Raw genomic sequence first — 22,960 nt, 5'->3', positions numbered from 1 at the left:
CGGCGTAGCTTTGCCGGGCGATAGACCAAGTTCAGACCTTGATTAGCATTTAATCGGCCACTTGCCCGACTACGTGCTGGATCATCACACTCGAGCGAGCGGGTCAGCCACGAAGGCCTTCAGGCCTTCGACCGCTTCCTTCGGGCTGCGTCCGGTCACTGCCAGCGCCGAGATCCCCCACTGCATACAGCGCAGGGCATCAATGACCCGTTGCGCGCCGCCAGCACTCACCTCCCCGTTCTCGACCCCATCGCCAATGATGGCGTCATACAGTTCGCCGACATAGTCCGGCACGGGTAGCGGCTGCTGGTCCTCCGCGTTGTGCTCGACCCAAGCCCGAAGCACGAAATTCATCACTTGCGGTTTCGAGAAAGAGCGTTCGTAGTTGCGCTCAATCACCGCTACCATGCGTGATCGCACCGTACGTTTACCGCGGATAGCCGCACGCATATCGGTGAACTGGTCCTCAATCGCCCATAGATAGGCGGCGCGGTACAGGTCCGCCTTGGAATTGAAGTAGTGGTACAGCGTTCCGCCCGAGAGGTTCGCTGCTTCGGCGATATCTCTCAGCGTGGTACGCGCGAGACCTTGGCGCGAGAACATCTCAATCGCCGCATCAATGAGCAGCGCCCGCGTGCGTTCGCCGTTGGAGTCGCGCGGCCGCCCGGCAGATCTACTTGCGGTCGTGGGCACAGTGGAGGACCTCCTGAAATTCGTTAACCGCATTTATACGCGTCCTTCTTCCTCCCCGCTCCTTGACACGACGGTGAGTCGCGCCGTATAAATCAGGCAGTTGGCCGATATTCACCCCTGCAGGAGGCTATCGATGACCACTCCCATCACCGGCCCGGATGCCGAACGACGCTCTGGACCGCTGGCCGGTAGTCGTGTTCTTGAGTTCGGCTCGTCCACCGCCACCGCTTATGCAGCCAAACTCCTTGGCGACCTCGGAGCCGATGTGCTGAAGATCGAGCCGCCCGAGCGCGGCGATCCGTCTCGCGGCAGGTCCCGCAGCGGTGACGGAGATCAATTACCGGCTTCTGCAGAGTTCCTGTATTTCAATACCTCAAAGCGAAGTGTTGCGCTGCAGACCGACGACGCCTCGCCAGAGATTCTCGCCCCGCTGTTGGAGTCAGCTGACATTGTGATCCTGGCCGGACGCACCGACAGCAGCGTCGGTCCGTTCACTATCGACGAGTTAGCGTCGAAGTTTCCGCGCCTCATCATCACGTGCGTGTCGCCCTTTGGATCAACCGGGCCGTATCGGGACTTCCAGGGCAATCCCTTGGCTCTCGCTGCTCTAGGTTGCTGGGCGGCGACCTGTGGTGCGCCCGACCGCGAACCCCTACAGCCGGGCGGCTCACTCGCTGACACGGTCACCGGCGCGTACGCCGCGCTCGCCGCGATCGGCGGGCTTGAACTCCGGGAGCGCACCGATCGCGGCGATGTCATCGATGTGTGCGGCCACGAGGCTGCGCTGACCTGCACCATGTTGCATCCGATGCGCTGGGAATATTGGGAGGAACTCGACGGGCGGCATTCTGATTACATGACGGGCCCGTCGTACTTCGTTGAGTGCACTGATGGCTACCTGGGTATCAACGTGCTCACAACCCCGCAGTGGGAGTTGCAATGCGCGTTCATCGGACGCGGCGAATTCATCGCGGATGAATCGCTTGCCGAGGCCGAAGGGCGACTCGCTGCGATCGATTCGATTCGCGAGGCAACACAGCAAGCTCTGGGCGATAAGTCAACGCATGAGGCGTTCCACGAGGCGCAGGAATGGCGACTGCCATTTGGGCTTGTCCCGTCCCCGAGTGAAGCCCTCGAACTCGACCCCCATCGGGCGCGCGACTACTTCTGCACGCACGACATCCCCGGCGTCGGGCCAATCCGTACGCCGCGTGTGCCGTTCGTGATGGGCGCATCCCCGTCAGCCCCAACGCCGCCTCCGGCGCTCGGCAACGCGACGGACGCGGTCATGCAATCGGTGCTCGGCCTCGATGCCGCGCACATCCAGCAACTCCGTCAAGAAGGGGTCATCGGATGACCACCGAAGCAGCAAACGAATCTGTCACGAATCGCGGAGTGCTGCCGCTTGACGGGGTGCGGGTCCTCGATTTCACTCAGTTCCAGTCGGGCCCGATGTCGACACAACCGCTGGCGGACCTCGGCGCCGACGTCATCAAAGTCGAATCCATCCAACGAGTCGACGGCTGGCGCGGTGTCGGTCGAGGCGAGGATCAGTGGGAGAACTCGCCCGCCTTCAATTGGGCGAACCGCAACAAGCGCGGAATCACCCTCAACCTGCAAGATGAGCGCGGCCGCGACCTGTTCCGTCGACTGGCGGCGACCAGCGACGTACTCGTGGAGAACTACACACCCCGGGTATTGACAGGGTTCGGCCTCGGTTACGCGGACCTGAGATCCGTGCGTGCGGATCTGATCATGGTGTCCATGCCCGGATTCGGCGTGAGCAGTCCGTGGCGGGATTACACGGCGTTCGCGTGGACCACCGAGCAAATGTCCACCATGTGCCACCTCACCGGCTATGCCGACGGACCACCTGTTTTCACCGGTACCACCGGGGGTGACGAACTAGCCGCACTGATGGGCGCGATCGCTATTCTCGCGGCGTTGCGGCATCGCCGCGCCACCGGCGAGGGCCAGCACGTCGACCTGAGCCAGGTGGAGACTGCGACGAGTTTCGTCGGCGACAAACTCGTCGAAGCGCAGCTCTCGTCCACCGAGCCTGGGCGGCTCGGTAACCGTAGCCCGCACCACGCGCCACAAGGAATCTATCGCTGCGCAGGATCGGACAGCTGGGTCGCAATAGCCTGCGAATCGCAACAGCAGTGGGCCGCGCTTGCCGCCCACATCGGCGCACCTCAGGCACTGCATGAACTCAACCTCGACGAACGAATGGCGCGGCACGACGAAATCGATGCCATGATCAACGAGTGGAGCAGCACCCGAGACGCAGAGCACGTCATGTATGAATTGCAGTCGCGCGGCGTGATCGCGGCAGTCGTCGCCGATGGACGTCGCGCACTGGAAGATCCACATTTCGCCGCCCGAAACTTCTATCTCGTGCAGGATCGGGCCGGTACGGGCCCCAAGCAGTATCCGGGTCAGCCTTTCAGCTACCGCAACACTCCATTAGCGACCGTCAATGCGCGACGTGCTCCGTATCTGGGCGAACACAATCGCGAGGTGTTGTGTGATGAGCTGGGCACCTCCGCTGAGACCTACGCGGAACTCGAACGCGATCATGTGATCGGTGATCGGCCACTGTCACTGTGACGAGATAGTGCCCGCGGACGTGAAGGCTCCGCAGGTGCCAGCCGCTGATGCCAAGTGCCAGGATTACCGGACCGCGTTCGCCAGTTCCGGGATATACGTGCAGACTGACGCGAGTATCGGTTGCGGCACCTCGAACGACTCGGCCATCCTGTTCCGCTCCGCCGCTGCTGAGGCACGGTCACCGGGCCATCGACCGCCCGCATCACGCACATGCCGCGCACTGTTGCCGAACGCATCGGCCAGATTTTCCTGAGACAGACCGAAGCGCTTGGGGCTGAGCGCGATGACCATGGCGCCGACTGTCGCATCGCCGGCGACAACTGCTGGACCGCTAGCAGCACCGGTGAGCACTCCTGCTAGCAGGTCGACCAGTACGGCGATACCGAAGCCTTTCGCGCCGCCCACGGCTTGCTGTGGCGATTCAGCGGCCCGAGCGGCATCGGTCGTGGGCTTACCCGTTTCGTCTAGATATCCCCACTCCAGGGGAATCGGCAACTCCAACATGGATCGCCGTTTAATCTCGCCCATCGAACGACGGCTCAGCGCCGCATCGAAGATCGGTGCATCGGCACCCGGGCTGCCAAACGCGATCGGGTTGTTACCGTGCGTCGCTACAGCGGCCCCGGGTGCCGCAAGTATCGGCTGCGTGTTCTGGCAGACGATCGCCACTGCGCCGAGGTCCACTGCCCGGGCGACGTAGTACGCCGCGCGACCGAATTCGGATATGCCACGCACTCCGCATGCCCCGATGCCGAACTCGTGCGATGAGCGAACCGCCGACTCAACGGCCAGCCAGGTCGGCAGGTATCCCAAACACCCGGGCGCTTCAATCATGCCGCAGGCGCCGGTCACCGATTCAATACTCAGATCCCTGGCCGGCGCCAACGATCCGTCCCGCAGTCGCTGTAAGTATCCGGGCACCCGAAAAATCCCGTGTGTCGGCACTTCACGCAACTCGGCCTCAAGAAGTGAGTCGGTGATCCGTGACGCCTCGTCCAGGGCCAAACCGGCCGCTGCAAATGCGTCCGTCACGATCGCGCGTGTGTGGTGGGTCGACAACGTAATCGTCGCCGGCCCGCTTGGCGGAGACATCACCGCGCTATTTCAGCTTGACGACAGCTCGTTGGTGCGTGCCCTCCCCCAGCAGCCGATCGCCCACGCGAGCACTCACCTCGAACACGAGTCGGCGTTTGTTGATCTCTGCAAGTCGGCATGCAACGGTCACCTGCTCGCCGAGCGCCGATCCCGCCACATGAGACACGTTCACATGGATCCCGACGGTCGTCTCGTCATCGTCGAGGTGCGCGATGGCAGCATTCAGACAGACGCCCTCCATCAGCCCGATCATCGACGGCGTGCTGAGTACGGGCGTTCCGCCCACATGCCCGGTGGTGAGGTCCTCGGTGATCTCACGCTCCTCGACGTTGCTCAGTCCGACTTGCAAACTATCCTTCATGGCGCGTTGTCCCTTCGTTGGATGCGATCAGTGTTGGTTCGTAGTGGCCGTCGAGGCTCGGCAGCAGATGGCACGCCGCGCTGCCGCCACCGGCTACGGGCCGTAAGTCCGGCTTGACTTCGGCGCAGATCTCGATCTCGACAGGACAACGCCCCCGGAACGGGCAGCCCGTCAGCTCGGCCGCCGGGTCTGGTGTCTCGCCGCGCAGTACAGCGCGTTCACGCGCGCGCTGCCGCGCCGGGTCCGGCACGGGCATGGACGCAAGCAGCGAGCGGGTATATGGATGAGCCGGTGACTCGTGCACTCGCCCGGCAGGGCCCTCCTCAACGATCTCGCCGAGGTACATGACCGCCGTGCGATCCGCGATCCAGCGCACGACTCCCAGGTTGTGGGAGATGAACAGATAGCTCAGTCCCTTCTCGCGCTGCAGCCGGATGAGCAGTTCGAGTATTTGATTCTGGGTTGACACGTCGAGCGCGCTGACCGCCTCGTCGAGAACCACGAGACTGGGGTCAACCGCGATGGCTCGTGCGATCGCAAGTCTTTGGCGCTGTCCGCCAGAGAACTCATGAATGTATCGATCGACCACCGCACGGTTGAGTCCCACAGCCTCAAGCAGTTCGCACACTCGCTCACGCAGCTTCGCGCCACGCAACCGAAAGTGTTCTTGTAGTGGTTCCCCCACTATGCCCAGAATCGTGCTGGAGGGATCCAGCGACGAATACGGATCCTGAAAGACCATCTGCATATTCCTGCGTTGCGCACGTAGCGCACGGCCCTTGCACGCTGTCAGGTCGGTGGCATCCAGCACGACTGTCCCACCGCTATTGGGCAACAGTCGCAAAACGGCGCGTGCGAGCGTCGACTTCCCACTTCCGGACTCGCCGACGACCGCCAGCGTCTCCTCATGGCGTATCTGAAGGCTAACGTCGCGGACTGCTCGTACCGTCACTCGTTTGTGGCCGCGGCGCGAAGCGAAGTCAACGCCCAGCCCGGACACCGTCAGGAGTGGGTCCTGGGTTTCGGTCATACCTGACTCCTCTGCAACGCGAGGGTTTCGTCGATCTTGATACACCGGGAGTCGCGCTCACCGTGCGTGAGGAGCGCAATCTCCGATTCTTCGCACGCATCGCTCGCTAGGTCGCAGCGCGGGGCAAAACGACATCCTGGCGGGAAAGCTCCAGCAGTCGGCGGACTGCCAGGAATCGAATACAGCGCCGAGCGGCCATCGTCTCCGGCGTTCATTGGCATCGCCCGTAACAGTGCACGAGTGTATGGGTGCGACGGCGCTTCAAAGGTGTCGATGACTCCGCCACGTTCGACAACTTGACCCGCATACATGACCGCAACTCGATCGGCGATATCCGCAATGACGCCTAGATCATGCGTGACGAACAGGATCGACATTCCGAGCGTGTCGCGCATATGGTGCAGCAGGTCGAGCACCTGCGCCTGAATCGTCACGTCCAGCGCCGTTGTGGGTTCGTCAGCGAGCAGCAACTTCGGCTCACAACACAGGGCCATGGCGATCATGACGCGCTGACGCATTCCGCCGGAGAATTCATATGGGTAGGCGTTCGCGCGCCTCTCGGCCGCCGAAATACCGACATCTGACAAGGCTTGGACTGCGCGCGCCTTCGCCTGTTTGCGACTCACCTTGCGGTGACGCCGAACGGACTCCGCGATCTGCTCCCCTACGGTGAAGGCCGGATTGAGACTAGTCATCGGCTCCTGAAAGATCATTGAAATGCGGTCGCCGCATAGTGCGGTGAGGTTCTTCTCCGGTAGCGCCAGTAGGTCGGTGCCTTCAAAATCGATGCGACCACTGGAGATTCGGCTAATCCGCTTCGACAACAGACCCATGATGGCCATCGATGTGACCGTCTTACCGGATCCTGATTCTCCTACCAGCCCCATGGTCTCGCCTGGGTTAATGGTGAAGGAAACATCGTCGACGACGCGCCGCCATTCGTCGTTGATATCGAACTCGACCGACAGTCCCTCGACCTTCAGTAGCGGTTCGATCGCAGCGGACGCAGCACTGCTGGTGCCGATCGCCATCACTTCCTCCTACCAATCGCATCGCGCAGACCGTCGCCCACCAGGTTGAATGCAAGAACGGCAAGGGCGATGGCGATACCTGGAAAAACCACGAGCCACGGCTGCATATACATCGAGTTGTATCCCTGCGCCAGCATGCTGCCCCAACTTGCATCGGGCGGCTGAACGCCGAGGCCCAGTAGGCTCAGCGCTGCCTCTGCTGTGAGCGACATTCCGGCCACCAATGAGATCTGGACCAGGACCGGCGGCAATGCATTCGGCGCGACCCGCCGCACCAGTATTCGCCAGGACGGCGTTCCAATGCTCCGGCTCGCCTCGATATAGGTCTCCTCGCGCACCTCCATGATCGACGCTCGGACGATGCGAATAAACGCTGGCGAGAAGATCAGCCCAAGGGCGAGCATTGCGTTACGCAGACCTGGTCCGAGCGCGCCGACGATACCGATAGCGATGATCAGCGGCGGGAGGCTCTGTACGGCATCAGCGACTCGCATGATAATGCGATCGGCAAACCCACCCCAATAACCTGCCACGACGCCCACCGGGACACCAACAATCATGGCAACTGCTAGAGCCTGTGCTGCTGCAATCAAAGCGATACGATCAGCGGCGATCAGCCGCGACAAGGTGTCGCGACCGAGCTGGTCGGTACCTAACACGTGCGGCCAGGTAAATGGAGCGGCGAACGATGCGGAGGTGTCCTGGGCATCCGGGTCAAACGGGGTGATCCAGGGTCCGATCACCGCGATCACGATGAGCAGTCCGATGAACGCTGCCGAAACAACAGCTAAGTGCTGTTTGAGCAGTCGACTGAGAAATGGATTGCGCCGGTTGCGAGTTTTTACAACCTCGGCGCCGGTCGGTTCCTTGATCGTGCTTGTCATGCGGTCGCCCTCACCTTCGGATTGAGCCATCCATAGCTGATGTCGACCAGGATGTTGATGATGAGCACGAGGATCGCTGTGATCACGACGATTCCTTGGATCATTGGTATGTCCCGGTTCTGCACCGCAAAGATGGCGAGGTCTCCGAGTCCGGGCATACCGAAGACCTTCTCCACCACCACAGATCCACCTACGACAACAGCAAACTGGGTGCCGAGTGCAGTGATCGGTGCGATTGCGGCGTTTTTCAGCGCGTGTTTGAGCAGGACGATATTGCGCGACATTCCCTTGGCCCGGGCCGTGCGCACGTAGTCCTGCTCCAAAGCACCGACCAAAGACCCCCGCAGCTGGCGGGTGAGTACTGCCGCTGGCACCATGCCTAGCGCGATACAGGGCAGCACCAGGTGCGCGAACCAACTGGCCGGGTCGCTGGCGAAGGGTGTGTAGCCGGTCGCCGGCAACCACCCGAGTTGCACCGATATGACGATGATCAACAACATGCCCACGAAGTAGTTCGGCAATGCGAGGCCCAGCGCAGCTCCGACGCTCACGGCGCGGTCTGCACCTCTATCGCGTCGTACTGCCGCGATGACGCCGGCGGGCAGACCGACCAGCAGCGCCACCAGTAATGCTCCGACGGACAGCGACAGCATTACCGGAGCACGATCCAGAATCGAGCCCAGTACAGGCTGTTGGGTGAGAAGAGAATTGCCGAGATCGCCCGTGACGGCCGATCCAAGCCACGAGAAGTACTGGACGATCAGCGGATCATTCAGCCCGAGCATCTGCCGGATCGACTCGATCTGCTCATTCGTTGCACTCTGCCCAGCGATCGCGACAGCGGGGTCTCCGGGAATGATGTGCAGCAGCGAGAAGGTGATCAAAGTGACGATGAAAAGCACCGGAATCATCGCGAGCACGCGCTTGGCGATGAACAACAGCATTCACGAACCCCCCTGTCGATGTGGTGTCGGATTAGTCGGTGCGGTTGCCTTCGTGCGTCATCCGCTCATGACCTCGACGCCCACGACCGGCAGGATCGCGCCGAGTGGCGCCGTCGTGTAGTCCGCTATCCGCTGGGTCGAGTACGCCGCCAGGACCTTCGGAATGACGATCGGTACATTCAGCGCCAACTCGGCCACCAGGCCCGTCAACTCCATTGCGGCCTGTGTGCGCTGATCTGGGTCAGTCGTCGTGCGCAACGCCGTTAGCGCCGCCTCAACCTCCGGCTGGATCTCGCCGGCGGGATTGAAAAAGCCGTTCTCCGCAAACATCGTCTCGAGCCACAGCGACGGGTCTGTGGCTTGACCGCCGCCGCCGAGAAGTGATTGCGCTTTGCCGCCGGAGAAATCTACGGCGAGCTGATTAATGTCGACCGCCTTGACTTTCAGAGTGATCCCGGACCCCTTCATTTGCGATTGCAGGATCTCAGCGAACTGCGGATACGGGTCCGAACCGGCAGCGAAGATCAGCTCGAACTCTAGGTCTTCATGGCCAGCTTCCTGAAGTAGCTGCTTCGCCTTGTCGGTGTCGTAGGTGAAGTAGTCCACCGGGATATCGGGATTGCCGGCCCAATACCACTCGGGAAAGCAAGCCGAAGTCGGCTCGGCGAGCCCGAAGTAAATCGACTTGGCAATCTCGTCTCGATCGACCGAGTAACTAATTGCCTGGCGCACCTTAGGGTCGGCCAAGGGGCCTTCCCGATTGAGAGCGATGTTCAGGATCCACAAGCTCTGGCCTTCGGACGTACCGAGACCGGCTCCGTCTGCAGCCTGGAATTGCGTCGGCGTCACGTAGGCCAGATCGTACGAACCGGTTTGGACCCCGTTGAGCCGCGCCTGACCATCATTCACCGACATCAACTCAATGCGCTCTACCGCTTGTACCGAGGGATTCCAATAACCGTCAAATCGCTCATAATAGGTGTGCGCTCCCTGTTGGAACTCCACCATCGTGTACGCACCGGATCCCGCGTCCGTTACTCCCAGGTCAACGCCCTCTGCGATCGCCTTCGGGCTCACCATGGCCCCAATGCGATCCGCGAGAACGCCCAGCAGCGTCGCATCAGGAGTGTTCAGGTTGAGCACGGCCACTGTCGGCGACTCGACCGTAACGCTGTCGATCGACTTCGCCTGCGTGAAGACCGAAGACGTTTCTGTCTTCAACGCGCGCTCGATATTGACCTTGACCGCTTCCGCGTCGAATACGGTGCCATCGTGGAACTTCACATCATCACGCAAAGTGAGTTTCAGTTGCTTACCGTCACCGGAATACTCCCACTCAGTGGCCAGCATCGGCGCGGGTGCCGCGTTCTCGTCGAGCTGCAAGAGAGTGTCATACATCGGGTACATGAAGGTCACAAACTGCCCCGTGGTCATCAGCAGCGGATCAAGCGAAGTAGTCGCGAGATGATATGCCGCCTTCAGCGTGGCATCCGGGTCTGCCGTTCCGCCGGCACCCGAACCTGAGCTATCGCCGCATGCTGCGAGTAACTGACTGCCGAGGATCGCGGTGCCTCCGATCCCGACTGCCCGCAGGAATCCACGCCGACTGAAACCGGTTTGGGCGATGGCGCGAATCGCACCCGGTGCATTGTCATGTGAGTCTGGATGAGACATCGGATCTCCTGGCTGTCTAGATCTCTAAAACGGAGGATTCGCTGAACTAAAGGGCGGTGAACTCGGGCTTACGCTTGGCAGCGAAGGCGCGGCGCGCCTCCATAACGTCATCGAGATTGCCGTTCTCCTTGAGCTTTTCGCCCAAGAGTCGCGCGCCGGTCGGTATCCGCGGGCGCAACGCCCTGGCCATGGTGAGGGTGTTCGCCACCGACGCCGGCGGAATCGCCTTCAGGTGGTCACACATTTCGAACGCCACGTCGAGCAACTTGTCATCGTCGGCGAGCCGGTTCACGAAACCAACTTGGTACGCGCGCTCGGCAGACATTCGGAAGCCGAGTGCGAGTTCAGACGCGATCGCCCACGGCAGTGTGTCGGTGAATCCGTACTGATAGGCACCGAGCAACCAATGGCGCGCCTCTGAAATCTCGAAGACAGCACTGCGCGCGGCGACTCTGAAGTCGGACATCCACGCTTGGATGAACCCGCCGCCCATCGCCCAACCGTTCACCGCCGCGATGATCGGTTTACGGATCGTCTCGCCGGGCCCCATCCCGTCATTCCAGAACGGGTCATACGGCAATTCGGGATCGAAACCTGGAGTGCCTCTTTCAGCTGCCTCGACAAGATCCTCGCCCGAGCAGAAGGCTTCACCGTTGCCGGTCAGAATCGCAGTCGACAGGTCGCCGTCGTCTCGAAACTCGGTGAATGCCTTGCCCAACTCAGTGAGCATCTCGGTGTTCATCGCGTTGCGCTTCTCCGGACGATTCATCCGCACGACCAGGATGCTGTCGTGACGTTCGATCTCTACTACGGCCATGTGCACTCCTCAGCGATTGCGTGTGCGCGCGGATTCGCAGCCCTGACGCTCGACGCCGACGCGACGTGTGACTCAGAAAACATTTAATGGGTCAGTGGCCCGATTTTGAGCGAACAACCCGAACCGTGTCAATACCGGGGACAGAGTTTTTCTGCGCGAGTCGGACCCGGATACCGCTGATATATGAGGAATCAGCGCGTATTTCAAAGTACTGGCCGGTAAGACGACCACGGCTTGCCGAACGCCACCCAGAGTTCTAATCTGGCAGACAACCGATTGCCGATGACCGAATCACGGCAGCCAAGGGGTCGCGAGATGATTCTTGGGATCGATCACGTAGGCATCGTTGCTCGTTCGTACGAGGAAGCCTCAGACACACTGTTGGAAACGTTGGGATTCACCCTCGACGCCGAGCGCAACCCCGACACGGGTATCTACATGGCGCGCGAGAATGCCGATATCCACTTCATCAAAGTGGGCGCGGGCGACACCCGGATCGAATTGCTATTGCCGCGCGACGCCAGCGCGGGGATGGGCCGCTGGCTCAACAAACGCGGGCCCAGCGTTCACCACCTCGCCTACCTCGTCGATGATGTTGCACTGCACGCGGCACAACTGCGGGACAAGGGACTGCGGCAGATCGACCTGGGCCCTGATGCTGCGGCGGCCTTCTTCCTACCCAGAGACACGATGAACATACTTACCGAGCTCGTGGATGCGAACACCATGCGCAGGCTCCACGAACCCGGCTAGTTCATCGGGATCAGCACGTGTCAGATAGTTACCCGCCACGGTTGACAGGCGGCCCGGAACTTCTTGCTGCAGTCGACCGGTACGAGCTCGACGACATGCCCGTGACCGAGGACGAGTTATTTGTGGTCGACTCGGAGGTGCTGCTGCGTGCCGATTACGCGGGTGCAGCGCGCCGCCTGCTGCAGGTGGGTCGAACCATCATCGCGATTCACGAGCCACACACTCCGATGCCTGCCGGCGACGCGGCAACAGTCACCCTGACCACGGCACGTCATCGCGATCCGGTACCTCCGTGGATCGTCGTGGTCGATGACGTCGCTACCGAACTCCGCCAGATCGCAACAACGGTCCACACGGCCCCACATGCCACTCATATCCTGAATCGGCTACTCGCAATCCCCGTTTCCGTACCGGCGTATGACCGTCTCCATCTGGAATCCATCGCGTACTCCACGCTGCTCGCGTCCGCAGAGTTCACCACCTGGCGATCAGCGACGCCACTTTCAGGTCGTGCGGCAAGCTCCGCGCCAGTATCGACCACCCGCCGTGACAGCACACTCGTGATCGCGCTGAACGATCCGGCGCGACACAACGCCTTCAGCGCGAGTATGCGCCACCACCTACTCGATGCGCTTGCCATCGCGCAACAGGATCCAACGATTCTCGACGTCCTCATCAGCGGACATGGTCCGACGTTCTGCAGCGGCGGCGACCTCGATGAGTTCGGGACTGCGGGCGACGTCGCCACGGCGCATCGCGTGCGCATGGCACGAAGCGTCGCAGCGTCATTGCTCCGCCTCAGCGACCGGGTGCAGGTTCGGATGCACGGACGCTGTTACGGGGCAGGCATCGAGTTGCCTGGGTTCGCCAAACGCGTCACTGCGGCACAGAACACGACGATCACCCTGCCCGAGCTGCGGATGGGGCTCATCCCTGGATCTGGTGGCACGGTGAGCATCCGCGCACGGATCGGGCCATGGCGCGCGTCCTACCTTGCACTTTCCGCACGCCCAATCGGCGTCGCCACCGCATTGGAATGGGGATTGGTTGATGAGCTCGACTGACGCCACTTCCCCGCCGTTGGCCGGATGGGCGATGCCGGTTCTAGGCGCTGGCCCCGCAGCCGCATATGCACGGAACTTGGCGGCGATCTGTGGGGCCGACGTATCAACTGACGCCAATGGACGCCCGCTGGACCTTTCCGACGCGCCGGATGCGCTGGCGGACTGGGCAGCGTCCGGGGCGATGTGGCTCAGCGGCCATGCCAGGGCCGCTCCGATGATCGCCCCTGGCGCCCCTGCTTCTGCGATGACCGGTGCGTTGGCAATGTTCGAGCACCTGGCTGGCTCTCGCTCGTTCCATGACTCACCACCGCTGTCCTCGCAGCTATTGTCCGAGCGCGCGGCACTTATGGGATGGCAGCGCAATGGTCCTGCATCGGTCGGCGGCGCGTTTGCGCCGTACCGCACGATCGACGGCTGGTTCGGGTTGTCTCTAGCGCGCCCAGACGACCTCGATCTGGTGCCGGCACTCACCGGGGAGTCCGTGCATACCGATCCTGTCGACGCCGTACGACGATGGGCTAGCGAAACGACGACCTCGCAAGCCACTGATCGCGCTGTCCTACTCGGCCTGCCTGCCGCCACGATCTCACCGCGTAGGCAGGCATCCCGGCCCCCGTTCTGCTTCGGCCGCCCCTTCGGTGGACGCACGCGATCAGATCGACCGGTCGTTCTCGAACTCGGATCACTCTGGGCCGCACCGCTGTGCGGATCGATGCTGCAACGAGCCGGTGCGCGCGTCGTCAAGGTTGAGAGCCATCGACGACCCGACGGTACGCGATACGGCTCTCCTAGGTTCTTCGATCTTCTCAATGCGGGCAAAGCATCAGTCAGCGTGGATCTCACGACGGCGACGGGCATTGTTTTCCTGCGAGAGTTATTGACACGGGCAGATGCCGTGATCGAAGCGTCCAGACCGCGCGCGCTACGACAACTCGGACTTGATGCTGAATCGTTCGTCGCCTCGGGCACGGTGTGGACGTCTATCACCGCTCACGGTAGATCCGGTGACAAAGCTCAGCGGGTGGGCTTCGGGGACGATGTGGCCGCGGAGGGCGGGCTCATCCGGATATCCGATCGAGGATGCTTTCCCTGTGGGGATGCCATCGCCGATCCGTTGACCGGCGTCGTCGCTGCCACAGCCACTCTAGCCGCGCTTCGCTCCGATCGCGGACGGATGCTCGACATACCAATGGTCGACGTTGCTGCGAGCACCGTCGCACTAGGTGGACCGAACGAAGCTATTGACGACAACCGGGTGGTTCGCGTTGCACATGGCTGGATCGTCGAGACTCGGTCCGGCACCGCTAGAGTCCTACCACCGACGACTCGAGCACCAGCAGGATCGGCGCCCGACCTCGGCCGTGATACCGAGCCCGTGCGACGTTGGCTAGTCAGTTGAGCGTGCTCATCCGGCGGGCGCGGATCGGCGGCCACCTCGCCGACGTTCGCCTCGAAGACGACCGGGTCGTGCTCATCGAAGCGCATGTGGCCCGTAAAGCCGGTGACCGCGTCATCGATGCTGACGGGGGCACTCTTCTCCCGGGCCTGCACGATCACCACATCCACCTACTCGCATCCGCAGCTGCCGCAGAATCGGTCCACTGCCCTGACCGGGCGGTTGGCGATACGTTCCTGCGAGTCGTGCGCGAAGCCAGCAACTCCGCTGCGCCGGGAGTGTGGCTGCGGGTGGTCAACTATCACGAGGACATCGCCGGCCATTTTAATCGCCTTGACCTTGACCGCATCGTGGCCGATCGCCCCGTCCGAATCCAGCACCGGGGTGGTTCATTGTGGTATCTGAACTCTCTCGGCCTGGCGGAGCTTCTTCGCACACTCGAGGCCGACGACCCCGCTCACGCTGATCTAGAAGTTGCGGCCGGGCGTCTATGGCGTCGCGATCACCTCTTGCACGGAATCGAACGCCGGTTCCCTCCGCTGGCACGACTGGGACAGGTATTGAGTTCATACGGCATCACCGGAGTCACCGATGCCACGCCTGATCTCGACAAATCGGCTGCGGCGTACCTGGTCGCGGCCGCGTGCGAAGGGATGATCCCGTCGCGGCTGATGTTGTTGGGGACCGACCACGACGACATCTGGCATCAGCCGCGGCGAGTCCCCCGCAAGATAGTCATTTCAGACCACGAACTTCCGGGCCTCGACACAGTAATCGATCGGATCCGGCAGGCGCGTGGAGCACGCCGCCGTGCGGTGGCCATACACACGGTCACTCGAGAGTCACTACTACTCGTGCTCATTGCCATGCAAGCGGCCGGCGTTATCGCTGGTGACCGACTCGAGCACGCCGCAGTCACGCCGCCCGAAACCCACGACATGATTCGACGCCTAGGGCTAACCGTCGTAACGCAGCCATCATTCATCCCGCAACGAGGCGACACCTACCTCGCCGAGGTAGAGCACGCGGACCTGCCGCACCTGTACCGCTACGCATCTCTACTTGATGCGGGTATCGCAGTGGCGCCGTCCTCTGACGCCCCGTACGGCGACCTCAACCCCTGGCGCAGCATTGCTGCAGCTGTCACTAGGAAAACGGCCTCAGGCGCCATCTTGGGTGCGCGCGAGCGCGTGCCGTATCGGGAGGCGCTACGCGGGTTCTTGACTCATCCCGTGGATCCGGGCGGGCCCGCACGAACGGTCTCGGTCGGCGGTCGCGCCGACCTTTGTTTACTGCGTGCTCCTTTGGAAGACGTCATCGCCTCCGAGGATCCCGACCCAGTACGCGCGACCATCGGGCAAGGTCGCATCCGATATCTGAGCGATCAATGATCCTCAGCCAGCGTGCGCCGTACCTCGCGGCGCAACAGTTTGCCCGTATCTGTGCGCGGTATTGACGCGACCGCAGTGATTCGCTCGGGCGTCTTACTGCTACGCAGCTTGCTTCGTACGTACTCGCGCAACTCGCCGTTATCAACTACGGCACCATCACGGATGACCACCATTGCCTCGATACGGTGCCCCCATTCCTCGTCAGGGACTCCTACGACGACTGCGTCTTCCACATCCTCGTGACACAACAACGCGTCCTCGATCTCGACTGGGGCGATATTCTCCCCGCCGCGAATAATCGTGTCGTCGTCCCGCCCTTCGATGAACAGATAGCCGGCATCGTCAACCGTTCCGCGATCGCGAGTATCGAAGTAGCCGTCGGCGTCCAGGACACTCCCCGTTTCGGCGTACCGCCCGGACACCTGCTCGCCACGAACCCAAATCCGCCCGCTGACCCCGTTCGGCACGCCCTGCCCGTGCGCATCGCGAATTTCGATGTCCACTCCCGGAAGTGCCGTGCCTACCGATCCGAGCCGCCGACGGACGGCCAGGTCGTCACTCGACACTGCGGTGCGGTGATCGGCCGGGCTCAACAGGGTGATCGTTGAACTGGTCTCGGTGAGCCCGTACGCATTAACGAAGTCGACCGCAGGCAGGCGCCGTAAGGCGCGCTCCAGTAACGCTGTCGGCATCGGCGCGCCGCCGTAGGACAGGGTGCGCAGCGACGGAAGATCGAGCCGCTCGGCATCGATAAGCCGGCTAAGCATGGTCGGCACGATGAGCGCGTTCGTGATTGCCTCGGCGCGGGCGGTGTCGATCCACTCATCTGGGGTGAACGATTCCAGCGAGACGACCCGACGACCTGCGTACAGATTGGTCAAGGCGTTCGCGACAGCCGCCACGTGGTAGGGCGGAAGGCTCACCAACGCGGCATCGTTTTCCTCAGCCGCACCGAACTCGACCGTACCGATCACGTAGGACATCAGATTCTGGTGTCCAAGTAGCACCCCCTTCGGTGCCGCAGTCGTACCGCTCGTATAAATGATTACTGCCGTCGGGTCACCGGCGTCGTTTGATGGCACCTCTTCGGCATGCAGATCATCCGCTCCGCGCTGCGCGCACGTATCAACCCATTGCTGTGGGGTAAGGCAGTTACCCGTGGCAACAGTGCTGCGACGCTCTTCGCTCACCAATAACGCGCCGGGATGGCGACTGAGCAATTCGTTGATCGCCTCGGCGCCGAGTCGGTAGTTGAGCGGAATCATCGGCACACCGGCGTACGCTGCGGCGAATATAGCCAGGACAAATGCTGGCCCGTTCGGCGCGAGGAAGACCAGGGAATCCGCACCACGCTCACGAATCTCATCGGCTCCACCCTGGGCAGAGCGCTGCAGGTCCGCGGCGGTAATCCCACCATCGCGTCTACCTAGTACGACTCGATTCCCAAATGAACCGACGGCCATATCCAGGATCAGTTGCAGATTCATGCGTACCCCGTCGCCGATTCAGTCTGAGGACGGCAGCGACTTAGCCGCCTTCACGTCCATCGGGACACCATCGACCGCTAGCGATGCCGGACCGGGGCGAGTGCAAAGTACCTCGGTCTCCTCATCCGAGCTGATATACCGCTTGCCGACGAGCGAGCCATTGAGCCATTCAGCAGCGGGCTCCTGCCGAGCGGCATCGGCATCCGCTGACTTTGCATCCGCCATCGGCGGTCCACCACAAGCAATCTCTATTTCGCGATCCGGCGCCCGTACGACGACCACGTGGGTCGAATCGGTACGGCTCACCAAGGCCTGCCCAACCGTCAGCTTCATGTAGTCCCCTCCGTCGTACCGCGAAGGCCACTCCGGCGAGAGCGCTGCCCGCCGCAATGCGCCGCGGCAATTGCGTGTCTTCGATTGCCAATAATCGGGCGCATGCCCGACTATGTCAAGCCAATCACCCATACGTCGAGAACCACTTCGCACTTATCATTGGCTTCTTGAGCATTGGTGAATTCGTCCTTCGGTCTCGAAATCTGCCCGCTGACCGACTAATGTTTACTCCACCGACTCACACGGCTGTGAAGCAGAACGGACGAACGGGTAACGATGACGACCTATGCAAGCCTTGAGGACCTCACCCGCGAACTGCGTGCGCGTCGCAGCGCGGTGCTGGACGCACAACGTGCCGACGAGCTCGAGCGGCAGCGGAAGCTCGAAAAGTTCACGGCACGTGAACGCATCGACATGCTCGTCGATACCGGAACCTTCAGGGAGTTCGGTGTTCTCGTCGACACCGGCAAAGGCGACCCTGGGCGTGAGAAGCCCATCGCTGCCGCCGACGGCGTCGTCACCGGGATCGGCCAGATCGACGGGCGGTCCGCGGCGATCGTTTCTTACGACTTCTCCATCTTCGGAGGTAGTAGCGGCGTCGCCGGTGGCCGCAAGATCGGTCGCGCTGTCGAACGAGCCGGTGTCGAAGGCATTCCGCTCGTGATGCTGATGGACGGCGGCGGGCACCGTATCCAGGAGGGCTTAGACAGCCATCATTTCGCGAGCGGAACGCATGGATTCAAAGACATGACCGACCTGTCCGGCGCAATACCGATCGTCGCGGTACTCATGGGTCCGGGGTTCGCCGGCCCATCCAATCACGCCGCTTTCGCCGATTTCGTCGTGATGGTGAAAGGAACCTCGACGATGGGCATCGCGGGACCAGCATTGGTGGAGGCCGCAACCGGTGAGCACATCTCCAATGAGGATCTCGGCGGTGCACAGATCCAGGCCGCGCTCGGCGTAACCGACATAGCGGTGAATTCGGAAGAAGAAGCCATGGACGCGGTTCGTCTCTACCTGGATTACCTGCCGTCGAACGCGACCACGGCGCCGCCGTCGGGCGCTAGCAGCGAGCCGTCGGGCGCTGCAGGAATTAACGAGGTGGTTCCGGCCGACCCAAAGACCATCTACGACGTCCACGACGTTATCGATGGGCTCGTCGATGCGGACAGCGTCTTCAGCATCAAGGAGGAGTACGCCCGCAACGTCGTGACCGCGTTTGCACGACTAGATGGTCGCGCGATCGGGGTGGTCGCCAATCAGCCCAGTCACCTCGGCGGCACGCTGGACAGCCCCGCTTGCGAAAAGGCCGCGCACTTCATCTCGGTGTGCGACGCCTTCGGCCTGCCCCTGCTCTTCCTGATCGATATCCCCGGATTCCTGGTGGGCACCGAATCTGCGGTCACTCAACTCGCCCGTCGCAGTGGTCGGTTGATGTTCGAGATGGGACAAGCGACCGTGCCGCTGCTCAGCGTCGTGATGCGCAAGGGTTACGGGGCTGGGTACGTCGCGATGGGGGGTGGCCGTAGCTATGACGCCGATGCTTCTTTAGCATGGCCGACCGCTGAAATCAGCGCCATGTCAATACCTGGTGCGGTGGATGTGGCTTATCGGCGCGAGGTCGCCGCGGCCGACGATCCTACTGCGCATCGCCAGGCGCTTATCGATGAATTCACTCGACACGTCGGTCCGTTCTACGCAGCACGTGGATTCGGGTTCGACGAATTGGTGATGCCCAGCGAGACACGTGCCGTACTGATCGACACCCTAAAACGGGTCCCCGATCGCCATCGGTCGTCGGCCGCGCCCCGTATCCACGCCATCTCGCCGATCTAAGGACAACCATGTACACGAAGGTCCTCATCGCCAATCGTGGCGAGATCGCCGCGCGAATTATCCGAACCTGTGAACGGCTTGGGATCGATACCGTCGCCGTCCACGCACCGGACGACGCCGACGCATTGCATGTACGTCTGGCTACGGAATCGGTCGTGCTTGCAGGCGTCGCACCGCGCGAGACATATCTGAATGTCGAAGCCATCGTTGACGCTGCCGTCCGTACCAACTGCGATGCGCTGCATCCCGGATACGGTTTCCTCTCGGAGAACCCGGCGCTCGCTCAAGCGCTTCAGGACACTGGAATCTCCTTTATTGGTCCATCAGCATCAGCCATTGCCACGATGGCCGACAAGACCGCGGCCCGCCGCAGCGCGATGGCCGGCGACGTACCCCTCGTACCAGGAATAAGCGGCGACATCACCGCCGAACGGGTCGCGGAGTTCGCCGATCAGGTCGGCTGGCCCGTGCTGATCAAGGCAGCGCACGGAGGTGGCGGTCGCGGTATGCGCCGCGTCGATTCCGCGGTCGACGTCACTGCTGCACTCGAATCCGCCCGGAATGAGTCCACGCACGCGTTCGGCCGTAGCGAAGTGTTCGTCGAGAAGCTCGTGGAAAACGCCCGCCACATCGAAATCCAGATACTTGGTGATCGATATGGCTCTGTCGTATCGATTGGCTCACGTGATTGTTCGATACAACGCCGACACCAAAAGTTACTCGAGGAGGCGCCGGCGCCCGGACTGTCCGACCACCTGCGGGGCGAACTATCGCAGGCTGCGTGCCGGCTAGCAACACAGGTCAATTACCTAGGCGCCGGAACCGTCGAGTTTCTCCTCGACGGTGATTCCTTCTACTTCCTCGAAATGAACACGCGGCTGCAGGTCGAACACACTGTCACCGAGGAGGTATACGGCCTCGATCTCGTTGAAGAACAACTCAGGCTGGCCGCCGGGGAGTGCGTGCCCACCGAGCCCCAGGCGAGGGGCCACGCCATCGAGTTGCGGGTTAACGCTGAAGACCCGCTTCGCGGCTTCCTACCACACGCGGGTCAGATCGAGCGGCTCGAGTTTCCGCCGATCCCGGGCCTCCGTGTCGACTCGGGCTATCTAGCCGGTGATGCCGTACCGCCAACCTACGACAGTCTGATCGCCAAGGTAATCGTGTACGGAGCCACCCGCTCACGCGCGCTCGCCAAACTCGGCGATATAGCAGACACTGCGAAAATCTCCGGCGTGCCCTCCACGTTCGCTCTGGCAGCGTGGCTTGCCGATTCGCCGGCATTTCAGGCCGGTAGCGTGTCGACCACCTGGTTCGAGACCGTCATTGTCCCCGCCCTTGACCGCGCGGCTGAGCTCGCTCCGGCACCCGACGCTAACGGTCCGGGTGACCGCGGGGTCTGGATAGCGGGGCAATTCCACCGAATTCACGGTGGGAAGCACGTGGCCCGCCCGAGCCGATCGGGGTTCGGGATGCAGAGTCGCACCACCATGCAGGCCGGTGAGGCTTCCACTCTCGTCACCCCCATGCAGGGAACCATCATTCGGCTGCACGTCAGCCCGGGCGACGTCGTACGTAAGGGGGCTGCGATCGCAACCGTCGAGGCGATGAAGTTGGAGAACGAGCTACGCGCCGATTTTGACTGCGAGGTGAGCGAAGTTCGCGTTCAGGTCGGCGACATCATCACGTCGGGTACAACGATCGCCGTCCTCGCCGGGACCGCATAGCCACCCTCCCCGTCCGACGCTGCGGCCATCGTGCCGGTAGCGTGCTGCGATGAAGTACTGAGTCGTTAGAAGTACTGGGTCGTCGGACGGCGGTGATAATGACAGAGCACACCAGCGCGCCAACGTCGGTCGGCGTCCGCGCCTACTTGCAGTTCGCTGCCCTGCCGATCATCTGGGGCTCGTCCTTCCTGTTCATCAAGGTCGGTCTCGACGGATTGAGCCCGCTGCAAGTCGCGTGGGCTCGGTCGGTGCTTGGGGGCATCACCCTCGTTCTGATCGTCGTGTTGACGCGACAAAACTGGCCGCGCGGACGCGTCTGGTTGGAGATGATTCCGCCGTCGCTGCTGCTCACGGTGGTTCCGTTCTTCCTGATCGCGTACGGCGGGCAGTTCATCACCAGTGGCTTGATGAGCATCTACAACGCCACTACGCCGCTGTGGACCTTACTCATCGCGATCGCGGCACTGCCATCGGAACGCCCGACCGGCCGCAAGTACGTCGCGCTGGCTTTAGGGTTCGTCGGCGTCGTGGTCCTGCTCAGCCCGTGGACAATCACCGGCAGCAGCACCCTGCTCGGTCAGTTGGCCAGTATCGGCGCGGCAGCCTGCTATGGCGGCGGTTACGTCACGCTGCGCCGTGTCGTTGCCAAATACGAGCTGTCGCCGATCACGATCGCGGCGCTACAGGTCGGCATCGGATCGGTACTCTGCCTACTCGCTACTGGCTGGGTCGCCGCTGACCACGATGTGGATCTGAACGCAACCATCGTGATCTGCATGCTGCTGCTCGGTTGCGTTGGCACCGGAATCGCCTATGTCTTCAACGTCAACGTGGTCCGGGCAATGGGCGCGACGACGGCCTCGATGGTCACCTACCTGAATCCGGTCGTATCAGTGACGCTCGGCGTGATCATCCTGTCCGAGTCCGTGCACTGGAACGAGCCGGTCGGCGCGCTATTGATTATCGCTGGGATCCTGATCGGACAACAGCGCGCCGCACCCCGCACCGCGCCTTCGCGGACTGGCTCGTGAGCACGCGGCACCACTCGAGCGCCAAGCGCGGCGTCGTTGTTTCGCTCGCTGCCAGCGTGTTGTTCGGGCTGATGTTCTACATTTCCGGAGCGCTAGACGCGTCTGCCGAATTCATCTTCGGCTGGCGCATCGTCATTACCCTGGCGTGCTTCCTGATCGCGCTGGCGTCACCGGGCGGGCGGCGCGCTCTACGCGCGCTCATGCGACTGCTGCGAGAGATGCCACGACGCCTTATCGTCATAGTGGCCGCATCCTTGATCGTCGGTGTGCAGATGTGGCTGTTCTCCTGGAGCCCATTGCATGGCCATGGCCTCGATGCGTCACTCGGTTACCTGCTCCTGCCAATTTCTCTGGTCATCGTCGGTCGGGTGGTGTTCGGCGAGTCGGTGAGCCGAGTGCAATGGATTGCGGTCGCAATCGCGATCGTCGCGGTCAGTATTTCTCTCGTTGCAACCGCCGCGCTCTCGTGGGTGACGTTGGTGATCTGCCTGGGGTATCCGGTCTATTTCGCTTTGCGCAAACATCACCATCTCGCTAGCCAGGCCGCCTTCGGCGTCGAGGTCGCACTCATGAGTCCCGTGGCGCTCTGGTTCGCACTCGCCACAGACGGCGCGGCTACGCTCGGCGGAGCAGCCCTAGTGGCGTTCGTCGGCCTGGCCGGTGCTGCCGCCATGTGGGCGTACCTAGGTGTGATGTCCAGGGACGTTGTTGCGTGAATCGCGCGTGATCTGTTGACGGGTGAAGGCCTCCCGTTGCGAGAGTGGAGCTGTCTAGGAACCGCTCACGCATAACAGGAGGCC

At 62.2% G+C, this 22,960-nt stretch carries 21 protein-coding genes; 10 read left to right on the top strand and 11 right to left on the bottom strand.

Annotated elements, in window-relative coordinates; all coding sequences use genetic code 11:
- Positions 1-84: 84 nt before the first annotated feature.
- Complete coding sequence (locus E1H16_RS16400) at positions 85-693, bottom strand: TetR/AcrR family transcriptional regulator (protein WP_166741811.1); 609 nt, start codon at positions 691-693, stop codon at positions 85-87.
- Positions 694-826: 133 nt separating this feature from the next.
- Here E1H16_RS16400 and E1H16_RS16395 point away from each other — a divergent pair, with 133 nt between their 5' ends.
- Positions 827-2,050: a CaiB/BaiF CoA transferase family protein gene (locus E1H16_RS16395; RefSeq protein WP_134324999.1), complete on the top strand. Its 1,224-nt coding sequence runs from the start codon at positions 827-829 to the stop codon at positions 2,048-2,050.
- Positions 2,047-3,303 carry a CaiB/BaiF CoA transferase family protein gene (locus E1H16_RS16390; RefSeq protein ID WP_134324998.1) on the top strand — a complete coding sequence of 419 codons (1,257 nt, stop codon included), beginning with the start codon at positions 2,047-2,049 and terminating at the stop codon, positions 3,301-3,303. The genes E1H16_RS16395 and E1H16_RS16390 overlap by 4 nt, the downstream gene beginning before the upstream one ends.
- Before the next feature lie 63 nt (positions 3,304-3,366).
- On the opposite strand, the gene E1H16_RS16385 is transcribed toward E1H16_RS16390, so the two are convergent.
- From E1H16_RS16385 to E1H16_RS16350, 8 genes are read right to left on the bottom strand one after another with little or no spacing between them, the layout of a single operon-like run.
- The gene (locus E1H16_RS16385; RefSeq protein WP_134324997.1) at positions 3,367-4,395 is read right to left on the bottom strand and encodes an Ldh family oxidoreductase; all 1,029 of its coding nucleotides are present in this window, start codon (positions 4,393-4,395) and stop codon (positions 3,367-3,369) included.
- Between the two features lie 7 nt (positions 4,396-4,402).
- Positions 4,403-4,759, bottom strand: coding sequence for a thioesterase family protein (locus E1H16_RS16380; RefSeq protein ID WP_134324996.1), 357 nt, complete (start codon positions 4,757-4,759; stop codon positions 4,403-4,405).
- On the bottom strand, positions 4,749-5,789 hold the full coding sequence (locus E1H16_RS16375) for an ABC transporter ATP-binding protein (RefSeq protein ID WP_134324995.1): 1,041 nt from the start codon (positions 5,787-5,789) through the stop codon (positions 4,749-4,751). Before E1H16_RS16375 ends, E1H16_RS16380 begins: the two co-directional genes overlap by 11 nt.
- On the bottom strand, positions 5,786-6,820 hold the full coding sequence (locus tag E1H16_RS16370; protein WP_134324994.1) for an ABC transporter ATP-binding protein: 1,035 nt from the start codon (positions 6,818-6,820) through the stop codon (positions 5,786-5,788). The genes E1H16_RS16375 and E1H16_RS16370 overlap by 4 nt, the downstream gene beginning before the upstream one ends.
- Positions 6,820-7,734 carry an ABC transporter permease gene (locus E1H16_RS16365; RefSeq protein WP_208379111.1) on the bottom strand — a complete coding sequence of 305 codons (915 nt, stop codon included), beginning with the start codon at positions 7,732-7,734 and terminating at the stop codon, positions 6,820-6,822. Before E1H16_RS16365 ends, E1H16_RS16370 begins: the two co-directional genes overlap by 1 nt.
- Positions 7,701-8,648: an ABC transporter permease gene (locus E1H16_RS16360; RefSeq protein WP_134324993.1), complete on the bottom strand. Its 948-nt coding sequence runs from the start codon at positions 8,646-8,648 to the stop codon at positions 7,701-7,703. The genes E1H16_RS16365 and E1H16_RS16360 overlap by 34 nt, the downstream gene beginning before the upstream one ends.
- 57 nt (positions 8,649-8,705) lie before the next feature.
- On the bottom strand, positions 8,706-10,322 hold the full coding sequence (locus tag E1H16_RS16355; protein WP_134324992.1) for an ABC transporter substrate-binding protein: 1,617 nt from the start codon (positions 10,320-10,322) through the stop codon (positions 8,706-8,708).
- A gap of 46 nt (positions 10,323-10,368) precedes the next feature.
- Positions 10,369-11,139 (bottom strand): enoyl-CoA hydratase/isomerase family protein, encoded by a 771-nt coding sequence (locus E1H16_RS16350; protein WP_134324991.1) that lies wholly within the window; start codon positions 11,137-11,139, stop codon positions 10,369-10,371.
- Positions 11,140-11,454: 315 nt separating this feature from the next.
- Between E1H16_RS16350 and E1H16_RS16345 the strand changes: the two genes are divergently transcribed.
- The 4 genes from E1H16_RS16345 to E1H16_RS16330 are packed head-to-tail and all read left to right on the top strand — an operon-like array spanning position 11,455 to position 15,743.
- Positions 11,455-11,892: a VOC family protein gene (locus E1H16_RS16345; protein WP_166741809.1), complete on the top strand. Its 438-nt coding sequence runs from the start codon at positions 11,455-11,457 to the stop codon at positions 11,890-11,892.
- Positions 11,893-11,909: 17 nt separating this feature from the next.
- Positions 11,910-12,956, top strand: coding sequence for an enoyl-CoA hydratase/isomerase family protein (locus tag E1H16_RS16340; RefSeq protein WP_134324989.1), 1,047 nt, complete (start codon positions 11,910-11,912; stop codon positions 12,954-12,956).
- A complete protein-coding gene (locus E1H16_RS16335; RefSeq protein ID WP_134324988.1) occupies positions 12,943-14,355 on the top strand; it encodes a CoA transferase in 1,413 nt (470 codons plus the stop codon). The genes E1H16_RS16340 and E1H16_RS16335 overlap by 14 nt, the downstream gene beginning before the upstream one ends.
- Positions 14,356-14,357: 2 nt before the next feature.
- Positions 14,358-15,743, top strand: a complete 1,386-nt coding sequence (locus E1H16_RS16330) for an amidohydrolase family protein (RefSeq protein ID WP_243837884.1) — start codon at positions 14,358-14,360, stop codon at positions 15,741-15,743.
- On the opposite strand, the gene E1H16_RS16325 is transcribed toward E1H16_RS16330, so the two are convergent.
- Complete coding sequence (locus E1H16_RS16325) at positions 15,737-17,230, bottom strand: class I adenylate-forming enzyme family protein (RefSeq protein WP_134324986.1); 1,494 nt, start codon at positions 17,228-17,230, stop codon at positions 15,737-15,739. The genes E1H16_RS16330 and E1H16_RS16325 overlap by 7 nt on opposite strands.
- Before the next feature lie 18 nt (positions 17,231-17,248).
- Complete coding sequence (locus tag E1H16_RS16320) at positions 17,249-17,563, bottom strand: hypothetical protein (protein WP_134324985.1); 315 nt, start codon at positions 17,561-17,563, stop codon at positions 17,249-17,251.
- A 276-nt stretch (positions 17,564-17,839) separates the two neighbouring features.
- Here E1H16_RS16320 and E1H16_RS16315 point away from each other — a divergent pair, with 276 nt between their 5' ends.
- From E1H16_RS16315 to rarD, 4 genes are all read left to right on the top strand, one after another.
- Positions 17,840-19,402 (top strand): acyl-CoA carboxylase subunit beta, encoded by a 1,563-nt coding sequence (locus E1H16_RS16315; RefSeq protein ID WP_134324984.1) that lies wholly within the window; start codon positions 17,840-17,842, stop codon positions 19,400-19,402.
- A gap of 8 nt (positions 19,403-19,410) precedes the next feature.
- The gene (locus E1H16_RS16310) at positions 19,411-21,129 is read left to right on the top strand and encodes an acetyl/propionyl/methylcrotonyl-CoA carboxylase subunit alpha (protein ID WP_134324983.1); all 1,719 of its coding nucleotides are present in this window, start codon (positions 19,411-19,413) and stop codon (positions 21,127-21,129) included.
- 98 nt (positions 21,130-21,227) lie between these two features.
- Positions 21,228-22,160 (top strand): DMT family transporter, encoded by a 933-nt coding sequence (locus E1H16_RS16305; RefSeq protein ID WP_134324982.1) that lies wholly within the window; start codon positions 21,228-21,230, stop codon positions 22,158-22,160.
- Positions 22,157-22,876: an EamA family transporter RarD gene (gene rarD / locus E1H16_RS16300; RefSeq protein ID WP_134324981.1), complete on the top strand. Its 720-nt coding sequence runs from the start codon at positions 22,157-22,159 to the stop codon at positions 22,874-22,876. Before E1H16_RS16305 ends, rarD begins: the two co-directional genes overlap by 4 nt.
- The last annotated feature ends 84 nt before the right edge of the window (positions 22,877-22,960 follow it).

The organism is Cumulibacter soli, assembly GCF_004382795.1.
GTDB classification, from domain to species: Bacteria; Actinomycetota; Actinomycetes; order Mycobacteriales; family Antricoccaceae; genus Cumulibacter; species Cumulibacter soli.
The sequence above is the reverse complement of the archived record's forward strand: the minus strand, read 5'-3'. Positions and strand labels throughout refer to the sequence as shown.

What these genes read in the sequence shown, in the direction of transcription:
- E1H16_RS16395 (WP_134324999.1), top strand. Translation starts at nt 827, where the DNA reads ATGACCACTCCCATCACCGGCCCGGATGCCGAACGACGCTCTGGACCG.
- E1H16_RS16390 (WP_134324998.1), top strand. Translation starts at nt 2,047, where the DNA reads ATGACCACCGAAGCAGCAAACGAATCTGTCACGAATCGCGGAGTGCTG.
- E1H16_RS16385 (WP_134324997.1), bottom strand. Translation starts at nt 4,395, where the DNA reads ATGTCTCCGCCAAGCGGGCCGGCGACGATTACGTTGTCGACCCACCAC.
- E1H16_RS16380 (WP_134324996.1), bottom strand. Translation starts at nt 4,759, where the DNA reads ATGAAGGATAGTTTGCAAGTCGGACTGAGCAACGTCGAGGAGCGTGAG.
- E1H16_RS16375 (WP_134324995.1), bottom strand. Translation starts at nt 5,789, where the DNA reads ATGACCGAAACCCAGGACCCACTCCTGACGGTGTCCGGGCTGGGCGTT.
- E1H16_RS16370 (WP_134324994.1), bottom strand. Translation starts at nt 6,820, where the DNA reads ATGGCGATCGGCACCAGCAGTGCTGCGTCCGCTGCGATCGAACCGCTA.
- E1H16_RS16365 (WP_208379111.1), bottom strand. Translation starts at nt 7,734, where the DNA reads ATGGCTCAATCCGAAGGTGAGGGCGACCGCATGACAAGCACGATCAAG.
- E1H16_RS16360 (WP_134324993.1), bottom strand. Translation starts at nt 8,648, where the DNA reads ATGCTGTTGTTCATCGCCAAGCGCGTGCTCGCGATGATTCCGGTGCTT.
- E1H16_RS16355 (WP_134324992.1), bottom strand. Translation starts at nt 10,322, where the DNA reads ATGTCTCATCCAGACTCACATGACAATGCACCGGGTGCGATTCGCGCC.
- E1H16_RS16350 (WP_134324991.1), bottom strand. Translation starts at nt 11,139, where the DNA reads ATGGCCGTAGTAGAGATCGAACGTCACGACAGCATCCTGGTCGTGCGG.
- E1H16_RS16345 (WP_166741809.1), top strand. Translation starts at nt 11,455, where the DNA reads ATGATTCTTGGGATCGATCACGTAGGCATCGTTGCTCGTTCGTACGAG.
- E1H16_RS16335 (WP_134324988.1), top strand. Translation starts at nt 12,943, where the DNA reads ATGAGCTCGACTGACGCCACTTCCCCGCCGTTGGCCGGATGGGCGATG.
- E1H16_RS16325 (WP_134324986.1), bottom strand. Translation starts at nt 17,230, where the DNA reads ATGAATCTGCAACTGATCCTGGATATGGCCGTCGGTTCATTTGGGAAT.
- E1H16_RS16320 (WP_134324985.1), bottom strand. Translation starts at nt 17,563, where the DNA reads ATGAAGCTGACGGTTGGGCAGGCCTTGGTGAGCCGTACCGATTCGACC.
- E1H16_RS16315 (WP_134324984.1), top strand. Translation starts at nt 17,840, where the DNA reads ATGACGACCTATGCAAGCCTTGAGGACCTCACCCGCGAACTGCGTGCG.
- E1H16_RS16310 (WP_134324983.1), top strand. Translation starts at nt 19,411, where the DNA reads ATGTACACGAAGGTCCTCATCGCCAATCGTGGCGAGATCGCCGCGCGA.
- E1H16_RS16305 (WP_134324982.1), top strand. Translation starts at nt 21,228, where the DNA reads ATGACAGAGCACACCAGCGCGCCAACGTCGGTCGGCGTCCGCGCCTAC.